12 protein-coding genes and 3 tRNA genes are annotated in these 12,774 nt (G+C 39.0%); 6 read left to right on the top strand and 9 right to left on the bottom strand.

Annotated features, from left to right (window positions below; genetic code table 11):
- Window positions 1-86 precede the first annotated feature (86 nt).
- The 6 genes from FFF34_009620 to FFF34_009595 form a co-directional block, all read right to left on the bottom strand.
- Window positions 87-983, bottom strand: a complete 897-nt coding sequence (locus FFF34_009620) for a hypothetical protein (GenBank protein TSD67623.1) — start codon at window positions 981-983, stop codon at window positions 87-89.
- A complete protein-coding gene (locus FFF34_009615; GenBank protein TSD67622.1) occupies window positions 983-2,011 on the bottom strand; it encodes a hypothetical protein in 1,029 nt (342 codons plus the stop codon). Before FFF34_009615 ends, FFF34_009620 begins: the two co-directional genes overlap by 1 nt.
- A gap of 150 nt (window positions 2,012-2,161) precedes the next feature.
- Window positions 2,162-3,406 (bottom strand): site-specific integrase, encoded by a 1,245-nt coding sequence (locus FFF34_009610; protein ID TSD67621.1) that lies wholly within the window; start codon window positions 3,404-3,406, stop codon window positions 2,162-2,164.
- A gap of 298 nt (window positions 3,407-3,704) precedes the next feature.
- Window positions 3,705-3,780 (bottom strand) — tRNA-Lys (locus FFF34_009605).
- Between the two features lie 111 nt (window positions 3,781-3,891).
- Window positions 3,892-4,902, bottom strand: a complete 1,011-nt coding sequence (locus tag FFF34_009600; GenBank protein ID TSD67620.1) for an oxidoreductase — start codon at window positions 4,900-4,902, stop codon at window positions 3,892-3,894.
- Window positions 4,903-4,904: 2 nt separating this feature from the next.
- The gene (locus FFF34_009595; protein ID TSD67619.1) at window positions 4,905-5,342 is read right to left on the bottom strand and encodes a DUF2147 domain-containing protein; all 438 of its coding nucleotides are present in this window, start codon (window positions 5,340-5,342) and stop codon (window positions 4,905-4,907) included.
- Between the two features lie 117 nt (window positions 5,343-5,459).
- Here FFF34_009595 and FFF34_009590 point away from each other — a divergent pair.
- The 4 genes from FFF34_009590 to FFF34_009575 all read left to right on the top strand — a co-directional run bounded on the left by FFF34_009590 (window position 5,460) and on the right by FFF34_009575 (window position 6,862).
- Window positions 5,460-5,543 (top strand) — tRNA-Leu (locus FFF34_009590).
- An 82-nt stretch (window positions 5,544-5,625) separates the two neighbouring features.
- Window positions 5,626-5,709, top strand: a tRNA-Leu gene (locus FFF34_009585).
- 81 nt (window positions 5,710-5,790) lie between these two features.
- On the top strand, window positions 5,791-6,168 hold the full coding sequence (locus FFF34_009580; protein ID TSD67618.1) for a hypothetical protein: 378 nt from the start codon (window positions 5,791-5,793) through the stop codon (window positions 6,166-6,168).
- Between the two features lie 160 nt (window positions 6,169-6,328).
- Window positions 6,329-6,862, top strand: a complete 534-nt coding sequence (locus tag FFF34_009575) for an OmpA family protein (GenBank protein ID TSD67617.1) — start codon at window positions 6,329-6,331, stop codon at window positions 6,860-6,862.
- Between the two features lie 61 nt (window positions 6,863-6,923).
- Here the strand turns inward: FFF34_009575 and FFF34_009570 are convergent, their stop codons facing one another.
- The 3 genes from FFF34_009570 to FFF34_009560 are packed head-to-tail and all read right to left on the bottom strand — an operon-like array spanning window position 6,924 to window position 9,463.
- On the bottom strand, window positions 6,924-8,237 hold the full coding sequence (locus FFF34_009570; GenBank protein TSD67616.1) for a hypothetical protein: 1,314 nt from the start codon (window positions 8,235-8,237) through the stop codon (window positions 6,924-6,926).
- 59 nt (window positions 8,238-8,296) lie between these two features.
- On the bottom strand, window positions 8,297-9,055 hold the full coding sequence (locus FFF34_009565; GenBank protein ID TSD67615.1) for a DUF2236 domain-containing protein: 759 nt from the start codon (window positions 9,053-9,055) through the stop codon (window positions 8,297-8,299).
- Window positions 9,056-9,061: 6 nt separating this feature from the next.
- Window positions 9,062-9,463, bottom strand: a complete 402-nt coding sequence (locus FFF34_009560; GenBank protein ID TSD67614.1) for a DUF2809 domain-containing protein — start codon at window positions 9,461-9,463, stop codon at window positions 9,062-9,064.
- Between the two features lie 309 nt (window positions 9,464-9,772).
- On the opposite strand from FFF34_009560, the gene FFF34_009555 reads away from it, so the two are divergent.
- Together FFF34_009555 and FFF34_009550 are read left to right on the top strand one after the other, a co-directional pair.
- Window positions 9,773-10,339 (top strand): helix-turn-helix transcriptional regulator, encoded by a 567-nt coding sequence (locus tag FFF34_009555; protein ID TSD68007.1) that lies wholly within the window; start codon window positions 9,773-9,775, stop codon window positions 10,337-10,339.
- 114 nt (window positions 10,340-10,453) lie between these two features.
- Window positions 10,454-12,730 (top strand): DUF3494 domain-containing protein, encoded by a 2,277-nt coding sequence (locus FFF34_009550; GenBank protein TSD67613.1) that lies wholly within the window; start codon window positions 10,454-10,456, stop codon window positions 12,728-12,730.
- The last annotated feature ends 44 nt before the right edge of the window (window positions 12,731-12,774 follow it).

Below are 12,774 nucleotides of genomic sequence, written 5' to 3'. Positions count from 1 at the left end.
CCTTCCACTGCTATCGCAAACGCGGTATGTTGGCTATGGCACACAGGACATGCGTGCGCAAGTGATTGGGTGTTTTAATATTTGAATTATTTTATTGATGCTTTTACAATTGTAAAATAAACAACCGCAAGCCAATTAATAAAATGTTCGTTTAATAATTTATAAAAATCGTTAGGCTCAATCATTTCAGATGAAGTAATATTGCGTTGGCCTCCGGAAGCAAAATGAAAATATCTATTTCTCAAATGAATCAAAAGATTAATAGTATCGCGGTTCTCCATTGTGATATCAGAAAACTCATTGAATCCGACAATATTTATAGCAGGATCATTTGACTTACAAAGCATATTTAAAATTTTATAATAGCTTTCCCTTATATCTTCATTATGAGCAGTTATGTTAATTTTAACCTTATACTCTAAAAATTCATCTTCAAAAAAGTCATTGATAAAAAGGTTGAAAAACTTCAATTCTGAATTAGACCCTTTAAAAAAATTCTGCAACTTGTTAAACGTTCCAACATAATCGGTCGCTTTTGACGCATAGAGCATTGGAAATGTATATGACATACGCTCCAATATTCTATAAATATGTAGAAAAGCCAGCGTATGGACACCATTTAATTTATAATAATGATAAAAACAATACTCATTAATCAAATCTTTAAATAATGGGATATTGCTGGGATTACTAGCAGTTAAATACTTGTCTAAAATACCTAAAGTGGTCGTCGAAGAAAGCGGTTCGGTAAACAAATTATTTGAAAAGCGCTTTCTATCCCTTTTACCTAAAACCGAATAATTTGTTTTTTGCTTAATTATTTCCCCTGTGATATTATTTTTAATATCCAAAGAACCTATTAACAGTCTATATAATTTTCCTTCTTCCTTAATAGTTTTATCTAACCTTAAAGAATTTGGAAGCTTTTCATAGTTTGACAAACTAAAAGGTTCACATAATTCAAATTGTTCAAACTTTGGCATTATATCTCTTGCGATAATACATCAATTAATGTTGTATCATTTAACTCAAACAAATCTTCAAAGTGTTTTATATAATAGTACACTGTTTTTCTCCTTATATCGCCAACTCGTATCTTAGAAACATCAAAATATTCAAAAGCTGTTTCATAAATTTTAACATGTTGTTCGAATTCATTATCTGATAATTTTACTACAATATCATAGGACTTCGAAATCGCTGCACTAAATCCCAATAAATTGTTAACATTTTGAAACCATTTTTTTAAGTAATTATTTTTGTTTGTAAAATTATCAATCAAGTCTATTATCTGAGTAAATTCAATTACTTGTTCTTTTATATTAGTATCAAGGATTTTATCTGCAATTAACTCATCCATTTTTTCCTCGATAATTTTCGCATTATCTATATTGATAGACTTGCTTAAAAAGGCTAAATATGCTTTTATAAAATCAGCTTGCTTAAACGCACCTGGTATAGGCTTTTTTGATTTTAACTTCTCGGTTTGGATAGCCACGGATGAATTAGAAAAATCATAAACGTTACTCGCAATAATTTCAATCTGATGCCGTGCAGTCATTGGCTTCTGACCATTATTTAGAGTTATCATTCGATACAATAATTTATCCATCGAATCACATAATATAATATTGACAAAAACGGGCCTAGACATTTCAATTGAATAATCCTTTCTATGTGCAGCTCTTTGTAGAGTTCTCAATCTTTGTAAACCATCTAAAATAAAAGCACTCTCGATTTCAGTATTTATTATTTTTTCTACCTGTGTCAATTCCATCGTTGTCAACTCCAAACCGACAAAAGCCAATGTAATTGGCGGCATAACGCACCCCTTTAAAATGTCATTTTCGAGCCTACTATAAAACTTTGGGTCTTGTCCTTTACGCTGTATTTCCAGCCGATCTATAAGAGGTAGAAAATTAGATAATGCAAAGTCGTAATTTGTTTTACCGGTAATGAAATCACCATTTATCACTTCGTCTTTATCAATCGAAAAAAGCTTGATTGCCATTTTATCTTCTTTAGAAATTTATATAATGTTATTAAATTAATTCAACAAAACAAATTAATATATAACCCATTTCGAAGTGTAAGTTTTCATTGCTCTTCTGTAAAGTTTTCCCAACCTGCCGAAATTTGTGATCATAAATTAAATAATCTTCTATGAAACTTTCAGTAATCCTTTCTCTCCAAAAATTTTACTTTCTAATACTGCCATGTTATTGCTGATTTTACGCTTAGTGATCTTAGCATAAATCTGCGTTGAGCGCAAATCTTTGTGGCCTAATAACTTTCCGACAGTTTCTATTGGAACATCATTTTCAAGAAGAACAGTTGTCGCGAAAGTATGTCTCGCTGTATGAGTAGTAAGTTGCTTTTTGATGCCGCAAATTGTTGCTACTTCTTTGATATAGGCATTATATCGAACGTTGCTATTAACGGGAAGTAATTTATTTTCATTCACGCAATAAGAATGATTTCTATACTTTTCGATTATTGCCAGGGCAATGGGTAATAATGGTACTGTTTCTTCAACGCCAGTTTTCTGCCGATCTTTTGTAATCCATAATTTACCATCCAGCCCCTTGAAAATATTTGCCGGTTCAAGTTTGTAAACAGTTTCGTAGGCATAACCCGTAAAGCAGCAAAAGACATATACATCCCGTACCTCTGCCAAACGTTCTACTGAAATTTCTTTTTCATACATTCCAACTAACTCATGCATTTCAAGTGTTTCTCTATCAGGATCTTTATAGGTGCATTTAAACCCCGAAATAGTATTATGTTTAATCCAGCCTTCATCAATGGCACGATCTATAATCTGCTTTAAAGTTTTCACATATTTCATAGCGGTGTTATCCCCAACATTTTCCATAGTTAAGTAATGGAAGAAATTAACAGCAAATGCCATTTCAATGTCTTCTAACGCTATATCACCGAGTTTAAGTTTTTTCTTTAGGAAATCCAGTACTTTATCTTTCAGTCGCTCATAGCGCCCCAATGTACCCTTGGTGCCTTTGTTTTTATTTACCCGCTCGGCAAATTCTTCATTGTGTAATTTAAAAGCTTGCATAAGCGTTTTTTGTATTACCTCTTTTGGCATGTAAGCTTCCTTAACCATAGATGCTGTTACCTTTTTATTTACAGCAACAAGTTGATTATAGTGTTTTTCTAACTCTACCCTTGTTTTTGCTAAATAACTATTTATCATCTTATAATCTGGACAATTCATTCCAGCTATAGCCGCTTTTTCGTCCCAGGCATCGGGATGTATTTTTTTACCGGATGAAAAACCGTCGCGTTTTCCGTTTATGGTAATTCTTACCCAAATTGGTACTAAACCATCTTTGGATGCCTTTTGACGGTTTAGCCAAAATAGAATTGATAGATCTTCATTTACTTTCATGAGATTTTGTTTAAAAAAATGATACAATACGTTTTTAAACTGAAAATCAAACTGATACAAGGCACCAGTATTAATTCGGTAACCTAATTTCGGAATAATTGATAGGTTACCGAATAGGTTACCGATTACTTTGAATTAGATTGAACTAACCTGCATTAAAATTCTTGAGAAAAATAGAGAGTGAGATTTCCAAAAAGTTGGTTTCTAAGCTAAAAACCGCGTTTAAACAAAAAAGAGCCTCTTTTTCAAGAGGCTCTTACTTCAAAACAGCTGAGAAACCCTGGTTATTTTGTTTCTCTCGTGATCCCGCTGGGATTCGAACCCAGGACCCCAACATTAAAAGTGTTATGCTCTACCAGCTGAGCTACGGAATCAACTTTTCCGTTTCCGTTAAAGTGGTGCAAATATAGGATTTATTGGTATTGCCTGCAAGCCCTTTTATAAATATTTGTAAAGTTTATAATAAGTGCCTAAAACACACAAAATTACATTTTAAATAAACCTAACTTACCTCTGTCGCCTGCTAATAAGATCAATTTGCCGTGCTTTGCCTTGCGGCAAACGTTGTAACTGGCGGCATCTATCTTTTGCCATGTTTTACCACCATCGGTAGTTAAGTTACTGCCAGATGTACCCGTAGCAAGGTAGGTATCGCCCCAAACATACTCTACACACGATTGAAAACCGGCCGGCCCCTTAAGCGGTGTATTGCCTTTATATAGGGCATTTTTATTAGGTAACAGGTATGCAACCGAGTCTGTACGGGTATCTTTGGCGTAATCGCCGCCTGCTATAATGGTTTGGTTTTTACCCCATGCAAACGAAAAGGCCCCCATACTTTGTTTGCCGTTTGTTAAAGGCAATACAGTAGCTGTCCAATATAATGCTTTGGTAGGCGAGCTTAAAATGCGGCTGTTGCCACCACCGGTAACAATGGTTATGGTGTTTTTATTTACCCGCAGGCAGGTGCCGCTGGCTGCAAACGATGCTTCGCCTTGCAGGGCAACAGGTGCGTTGGCGGGTTGCTGCCAGGTTTCGCCACCATCAATAGTTTGCAGTAATAGTAGCTTACCGTTTATAGGGTCGCCCAATATCCAGCCGTGTTTGGCATCGGCAAAATCCATGGCATCTAAAAAGTAAGCGCTATCGGCCATATGGTATGTTTGCTGCCAGGTGAGGCCACCATCAATGGTTTTTAACACCACTGCTGGCGTACCCGAAGCCATTATTACCGCTTCTTTATCCGAAAACGCCTCAATATCTCTAAATTCAGCCTTTTCGTGATCTTTTACCTGCGACCATATCCAGTTTTTGCCGCCGTTTGAGGTAATACCAATTGTGCCTTTGCTGCCGCTAACCCAGGCTACGCTATCATCAACAATCGATAGGCCACGTATGCTTGTTGGCCTTGCTTGCGCTAAAGGGATTATACTTTGCGCTTTTACTGCCGATGAGATCAATATTAACGCTATAAATAGCAAGTGCTTTGTTTTCATATTTATTTTACGCGGGTCCAATTTTCTGTTCTGCCCAATAACGATATACCCACATAGCCGCGCATTTTTAAGACATCGCCCTTAAGTGTCATTTTACAACTATAAGTTTTCCCCGATTTTGGGTCGTAAATGGTGCCGCCTTCGTAAGTGTCTTCACCGTCGAAGGTAAAATCCTTTAACAGTTCGATACCTTGCTTTGGGCGAGACTGCAGGGCTTTATCGGGATTGAATTTATCTAACTTGGGCTTTCCGTCCTCTTCGTTCGGGAATTTAAGCCATACCAGTTTACCAAAAAACTTATCGCCCCGTTTATATATCTGTACATGGCCTTCGCCTGTTGAATTTAACCATTTTCCGATAATGGCATCGGCATTTTGGGCAGATGCTAGGGTTGTACAAACCAGCGCGAAAAGAATTAAGATAGTTGCTTTTTTTATCATTATGATAGTAATTATTTACCCGAAGTTAGCCTTTAACAAGCGCTTTACAAAGCGTATTTTATTTAACAATTATTTAAATAGCAATACATAAAAATTTATATTTGCAGCCTTGTACCAGCCCGGATGGCGAAATTGGTAAACGTTGCGGTCTCAGAAGCCGTTGAGAATTGTCTCTTGAGAGTTCGAGTCTCTCTTCGGGCACATCCATCTAATTGAAAGTCTTAAGTTTAAGTTTTAACCTTTGCGGTTAGTAACTTTAAGCTTAAGGCTTTTTGCATATAAGGCCCGGGTGGCGAAATTGGTAGACGCACCATCTTGAGGGGGTGGCATTCGTAAGGATGTACGAGTTCGAATCTCGTTCCGGGCACACCTAAAGCTTAATAATTTGTTAAAATTATCAGAACATTTATAATACTTGGTTGTAGTATTTTTATCAAAACTATATACCATGTCAACCTCGTCTAATTACGATCCTAAATCAACTACTTTATCTCTGGATAGGGATAATGGTAAAATACTTAACCTGTATTTTGAACCGCTTTACAGCCGCATAAATAAGGCAGTAAGGGCATTTAAATTGTACCGTTCTAACAGAAACGGCGACAGTATTTTTAACCACCTGAGCATCCCCGGCGAGATAGGGGATAACATACCCGGATTGGATGTGGTAAACAGCAAAGATTATTTAGGCGAGTTTACCTTTTTTGATGATACCGATAGCGGCTGGAAATATAGCGGCAAGCTATTGTCTGTTCGCGAGCAACAGCGTGTTGCCGCTTACATAAAAGCGATCTCTAAAAAGTTCAAGGCGTTTATTTCGCATTAAAAACCTGTAAAGTATCGCTGTGCAAAGCGATTTTTACTAACAATATAACTAAAGGGGCCGGTTTGTTAACAAATTGGCCCCTTTGCTTTAATATTTAGGTGTTGTAACTAAAAAATATAAAAAACGTTTATATTTTTACAGATACCAAAACTATTGCAATATGAAATTAAACAAATCGATCTACATTTCGGCTTTAATTGTATTATCAATTGCCGTTTTTCCGGCATGTAAAACCAAAAAGGCATTGCCGCCGCCACCGCCGGTTACTGAGCCTGCACCAACGCCGCCGCCAGCTCCGGCACCCGCACCAACACCTGCTCCAACACCACCGCCGCCACCACCAGCGCCGCCTAAACCCGATTACAACTTTAGCAACATACAGTTTGAGTTTAACTCAGGGATATTAAAAACCAGCGCTTACCCTATTTTAGATAAAGCCGCTGCTGCCATGAAAATGGATAACTCGGTTAAATTTGCTTTAGAGGGTAACTCATCGGCCGAAGGTACCGAGGCACATAACCAGGCACTTTCGTTAGAAAGAGCTAATTCGGTTAAAACTTACCTGGTTAACACAGGTGTTAATGCCGATAATTTATCTGTAAAGGGTAATGGCGAATCTAAACCGATTGCACCGAACACTACTGAAGAAGGCAGGGTATTAAACCGCCGCGTAGAAATAAAAAGACTTTGGTAAAAAGTAATTAATACAGTAACAAAAAGCCCGGCCTAATTTTAGGCCGGGCTTTTTTATATAGTTATTTTTTTAATAAACTCTCAGGATTTACCGGGTTGCTAAGTAATTGCTCAAATAATTCCCAGCGCTTTTGCGTATTGTTGGCGGTGCCGCCATTGCGTTCGATGTAGTTTTTAACAATATCTTGCCCATAGTTGTAATTGATAACATAGCTTCGGTTTTTTTTAATAAAGCTGATAGATTTCTGTGCAGTCTCGTCATTCATCAGGCAATATTTTTTTAGGTAGCTTAATGCTTTACTTTGCGACATGCTGCCATCCAGCAAGCCACGGGCGGCCTCGTTACGGGCGTAGTTTAATTGATTTTTGATAGCCAGGGCTTTAAAGTATAAATCTACGCCAGCGGTATCTAACCCGGCAAGGGGCAGTAATACACTTTTGGCAAAGCGCACTTTATCATCGCCCGGAAAAGCAAGTTCTATACCATAATTGGCACTGCCTTCGGCTATTAACGATTGGGGACTAAACAGCGGGTAAAGTGAAATTTCTACCCATCGTCTATCATGATACAGGTTTTTCTCTAACAGGCTGTTGTATACATGGTGCCCGGGATAGCTCTCGTGGCTGCCTACATCAATGGCCCTGTCAATAAAAATTTTGATATCGGTATTTATTTGTACTACGCTTTTATAATTGCCTTTATACCAGTTATAGCCATTCCAGGGCTTGTTGTTTACAAACTCCAAATCTAAACTTTCGCCGGCCGGTAGTTTGTAATGGCTTTGCGTGCGTTTACGGGCCTCGGCAATAGCGGTTTTAAATACCGTATCCAACTTATCTTTTGGGATGACAAACTTATTGGCCAATTTTTGAAACCTATCGTTAACGTTTCCTTTGCCGGGTAATAGGCTATCCAGGTTATCAATAGCGGTTTTAAAATGGTCTTCATCGTATACCGGTGCGGCAACGCCAAACAATTCTTTAGATTCCTGGTCAAAGGGTTCTTCCTCACCCGAGTAGATGCGTATGCGCCTGCCAAAGGCAAGTAACTGACCATATATCCACCCGGCCCTTATACGGTTACTATCAACGTCGGATTTACGGGCAATAGGCTTCACATCATTCATTAGTTCGTTGATAGATGCCAGCAGGCTATCTTTAGGGAACTCCCCGGCAACTGTTGTTTTAGGTTTTAAGGAGTCGGGGCCATAGTAAGCATCCACAAAATCGGTGTCGTACTGGCCAATGCTTAGGCCCAGCCTTACATATTCGGCTGCCATTTGGTTCAGCTTTTTTGTTTCGGCTTTGTTTGCTTCACTTTGCTTGCACGATACTGCAAACAACGCTATTGATAATAGCACTAATAACTTTTTCATATAGGTAGGTATTCTGCCGGCAAGGTAGCAATTCCGGTTAAAACCTTAATTACCGGTTATCAATTAACATCTAAACCCTTAATTTGTGATTTATATTCTGCAGGCAGTAAAGCGCCTTTTAAAACACTATCAATTTTTAATGCCCGGCTTAATTTATAGCCCGCTAAAACGGGCCTAATCCACACTCTTTTATCAATTGCCAGCATATGGCTTACAATTTTTGGGGTAACAATAGCTTGTACCTGTAACAATAGGCTATAACGAATGGCACCGAGGTGCTTTTTATACTGCTTGTACAGGTCGGTTGTGAAATCGCTTTTCAGCAGGTTGTTTTCCAGGTGACCGGCGCGCATTATTACCCAATCCATATAGGTAAGCGGGAGGCCTTTCAGGCCCATACGATCGCCGACACGATAAAAAACATCAAACACATCCTGCTTTTCGGCTTCGGTAAGTTTACGCTCCAGCAACTCGAATGACCGGATAGAGTAATCTATCAGCATGAACAACACATCGCGGTAAGCCCAGTCGGGTATTTGCGCGCCACGGGCATTTTCAACTGATTGGTGTATGGCGGTAATTTTATCAATGGCTTTTAAGGCGTCGTCAAGTTCTGAGAAGATGATCTGCCGGGCGTAGGTAACCGTAGAGAACAGCCTGCCCAGCGGGTCGGCAGGTAGTTTACCGGTAAAATATAACCAGTCTACCGCCTTGTTTAAGGCAAACTCGGCGGCCGAGCCTGCAAAAATAAACAGCACTGTATCGGCCTTACCCCAAATGGTACGCACAATTGAATTTTTGGCTACAAATTGTTGCATACCGCATTAACGTTTAAAAACCGGTTTACTGTTAAATACCCTCGGATTATTTATCCATTCGATAAACAGCACCAACAAGATACCTAAAATGTAAACCAAAATATCCGTCCACGAAAAAAAGGTGCCTAATATCATCCTGGCAGGTTTTGAATTTTGCAACCCCAATAAACTAACCAAGTGCAGGTATTGTAATCCTTCAACAATAAAGGATATAACTAACACTACTAAAGCAGCCGTAAGTACACGGATGTTGGTGAAGCTTTTTATAAAGCAATACATTAATATCACTACTAAAAAATCGCCTCCAAACGGGCGTATATAATTATCATGTACATACACGCCAATATAAACCTCGGTAATGAACAATAGAATGGTAAGGAAAAAATATTTGATGTGGAATTGGAACATTAGCTATAGCTGTATTGTCTTTGAAATAATATATATGTATTAACTGCGCTTAAATTTAACTACTGAGTTTCGTTTATTTACTAATGTATTCCTATATAGTAAGCATATTAGTCTGTTTCCTTAAAATAGCCAGCTTACGGTATAATTAAGTTTAAATTATTATTAATATCTGGCACTTTCACTATAACATACTCTTAAAAGTGGTAGGAGGCACATTTTGCCTGCTTATAATTATACTATAAGTAAATGCCCCAACCACAAAAAGCAAAACCCAAATACAGGCACTCGCTTTGCAAGCCCATGTATACAATGATATTTTTTATAAAAAACATGGTGTGCCTTAGTTGCCAAATGGTAGTGAAGCACGAACTGGAAAAACTTGACCTAACCTTATATATAGTTGAGTCGGGAAAGGTTGAAATATTAGAACCTATCTCGATAGATAAAATACAAAAATTTAAAGAGGCATTGGTACGTTCGGGCTTAGAGTTGATAGATAACCGTAAAGATATTCTGATAGAAAAGATCATACATGTAATAACAGAAATGATAGATTACTCTAACTATGATCTGAATACTACCTTCTCGTACTACTTAAGTAAAAAACTAAACCTTGATTATACTTATTTAGCCAATGTTTTTTCGGAAGTAAAGGGTACTACCATAGAGCAGTATATTATTTCAACTAAAATACAAAGGGTAAAGCAGCTTATTTGCCACAAAGAGCTTAACATGACCGAGATATCCTGGAAACTGCACTATAGTAGTGTGGCCCACTTGTCTACCCAATTTAAAAAAATAACCGGCATCACTCCATCACAGTTCAAGCACATTGAATGCAATAGCCAGTTACTACCTCAAATGTGTGAATTATAGAACTTATTTAAAGAATTGTGTAACAGCCGGGCTTTAGTTACAAGGTAGGTTTGTAGCGTATTAAAATCTGCCTAATATTTTTTTAATACACTAACAATTTTAAAATCAACCTACATGAACAAAAAAACTACCCCTACTACGGATGGCTCTTATATGCGTAAAAGCATAGAGTACACCGGAGTAATTAAAGCCATCTGGTCAATCGCACTGCTCCTGACCATTATAACTGCTTGTAAAAAAGACAACTACAAAGGCGAAATAACCGGTAACTGCCCTGTAGTGGTTTCGACTGATCCTACGGATAAAGCTATCGACGTTGTGCTTAATAAAGTAATAACGGCAACCTTCAATACTAATATGGCTGCTGCAAGCATTAACGATAAGACTTTTCTGATTAAACAGGGAAGTAATATTGTTAGCGGAAAAGTAGCCGCAACTGCCGATGCTAAAGTATTTACTTTTACACCAGACCAACCCCTTTTGCCATTTGTGTTATATAACGGTACTATTACAACGGGTGCCACTGATAGCTTACGCACAGCGATGGTAAGCAACTATACATGGTCGTTTACTACCATACCGCAGGTAACCCTAACATCAAACCCTGTAGCAGGGGGTGTATCTACAGGTGCCGGTTTATTTGCCCAAGGTTCGGATGTTACCGTAACCGCTACACCAAACACAGGTTACACCTTTACCAACTGGACAAAGAACAAAGTAATTGTTTCTACCAGTTCGGACTATTTGTTTAAAATGGCCGGTAACGCTGCTTTGGTAGCTAACTACGCGGCAGTACCCGCCGGCAAATTCGCGGTTAATTTATCGTCAAGCCCGGTAGCAGGCGGTACAACTACGGGTGCAGGCTCATTTACTGCAGGTACAACTGTAACGGTAACAGCTAAGGCTAGCTCAGGTTACACCTTTACCAATTGGACACAAGCCGGAACGGTAGCTTCTACCAGTACCAGTTATCCGTTTAAAATAACCGGCAACCGCAGCCTTGTAGCACACTTCACAAAAGTTGCCGCGGGTAGCTTCGCTTTAAATTTATCATCAAGCCCTACCGCCGGTGGCACTACAACTGGTTCGGGGCCTTATACCTCCGGTGCAACTGCAACTGCAACAGCCAAGGCTAATGCAGGTTATAACTTTAAAAATTGGACCAATAATGGCGCAATTGTATCTGCCAGTACCAGCTACCAGGTTGTAATGAACAGCGATGTTACGCTTGTAGCCAACTTTGTAAAGGTTACACCAGGCAATGTGGCGCTTAACCTATCATCAAACCCTGCTATTGGCGGTACAACTACCGGCTCAGGCTCGTACGTTATAGGTACTACGGCCACCGCTACTGCTAAAGCCAACACAGGCTATAGTTTTACTAACTGGACACGTGCCGGCAATATCGTATCTACCAGTACCAGCTATCAGGTTGTAATGACTGCTAATACCACACTTGTGGCCAACTTTACTAAAGTTGTAGCAGGTAACTTTGCGCTTAATCTTTCATCCAGCCCGTTTGCCGGTGGTAAAACTGTAGGTTCCGGTTCGTTTGCTTCGGGCACATTAGTAACTGCTACGGCAACAGCTAATATAGGTTATACCTTTACAAATTGGACAGATAACGGTGTGGTTGCCTCAATAGCTGCCAGTTATAAATTCGCGTTACTTGCCAACAGAACGTTAGTGGCTAACTTTACACTTATCCCACCTATTGGCCCGCCGCCAATAAATTTAGGTACAGCCGGCAACTTTACAGCATTGACTAAATCAGGCATATCTACAACAGGTGTAACATCTATAGTAGGTAACATTGGTGTAAGCCCTATATCGGCTACATCTATCACCGGATTTGGGTTAATTATGGATGCCAACGGGCAATCTTCGCACACGCCGATTGTTACAGGTAAAGTATTTGCAGCAGATTACGCTGCCCCTACACCAGCTAAGATGACCACCGCTGTTAATGATATGCAAACCGCATATACAACCGGCATGGGCCTGGTAACACCAGCACCTATTGTAGACTTATATGCAGGTAACATTAGCGGCAGAATATTGCCTCCAGGGTTATATAAGTATAATACAGGCGTTTTAATTACAAACGCCGGGGTTACACTAACGGGTGGCCCGAATGATACCTGGGTTTTCCAGATATCTCAAAACCTTACTGTAAATGGTAGTGCGAAAATTACCCTGTTGGGTGGTGCACAAGCTAAAAACATATTTTGGGTAGTAGCAGGCCAGGCAACATTGGGGACCAATGTAAACTTTAGCGGTATTATATTAAGCAAAACGCTGATATCGTTAAACACAGGCGCAAGGGTTAATGGTAAACTACTGGCGCAAACAGCAGTTACCTTAAACGCAGCTACAGTTACAACGCCATAATATTCAAATATATCAGGCCGGCCCGTTATGTTGACGGCCGGCCT

This window comes from Inquilinus sp. KBS0705 (assembly GCA_005938025.2).
Lineage (GTDB): Bacteria > Bacteroidota > Bacteroidia > Sphingobacteriales > Sphingobacteriaceae > Mucilaginibacter.
The sequence above is the reverse complement of the archived record's forward strand: the minus strand, read 5'-3'. Positions and strand labels throughout refer to the sequence as shown.

Excerpts from the sequence above, each read along its gene's own strand:
- FFF34_009595 (TSD67619.1), bottom strand. The coding sequence starts at position 5,342 with ATGATAAAAAAAGCAACTATCTTAATTCTTTTCGCGCTGGTTTGTACA.
- FFF34_009555 (TSD68007.1), top strand. The coding sequence starts at position 9,773 with ATGATATTTTTTATAAAAAACATGGTGTGCCTTAGTTGCCAAATGGTA.
- FFF34_009570 (TSD67616.1), bottom strand. The coding sequence starts at position 8,237 with ATGAAAAAGTTATTAGTGCTATTATCAATAGCGTTGTTTGCAGTATCG.
- FFF34_009560 (TSD67614.1), bottom strand. The coding sequence starts at position 9,463 with ATGTTCCAATTCCACATCAAATATTTTTTCCTTACCATTCTATTGTTC.
- FFF34_009615 (TSD67622.1), bottom strand. The coding sequence starts at position 2,011 with ATGGCAATCAAGCTTTTTTCGATTGATAAAGACGAAGTGATAAATGGT.
- FFF34_009575 (TSD67617.1), top strand. The coding sequence starts at position 6,329 with ATGAAATTAAACAAATCGATCTACATTTCGGCTTTAATTGTATTATCA.
- FFF34_009580 (TSD67618.1), top strand. The coding sequence starts at position 5,791 with ATGTCAACCTCGTCTAATTACGATCCTAAATCAACTACTTTATCTCTG.
- FFF34_009600 (TSD67620.1), bottom strand. The coding sequence starts at position 4,902 with ATGAAAACAAAGCACTTGCTATTTATAGCGTTAATATTGATCTCATCG.
- FFF34_009550 (TSD67613.1), top strand. The coding sequence starts at position 10,454 with ATGAACAAAAAAACTACCCCTACTACGGATGGCTCTTATATGCGTAAA.
- FFF34_009565 (TSD67615.1), bottom strand. The coding sequence starts at position 9,055 with ATGCAACAATTTGTAGCCAAAAATTCAATTGTGCGTACCATTTGGGGT.
- FFF34_009610 (TSD67621.1), bottom strand. The coding sequence starts at position 3,406 with ATGAAAGTAAATGAAGATCTATCAATTCTATTTTGGCTAAACCGTCAA.
- FFF34_009620 (TSD67623.1), bottom strand. The coding sequence starts at position 983 with ATGCCAAAGTTTGAACAATTTGAATTATGTGAACCTTTTAGTTTGTCA.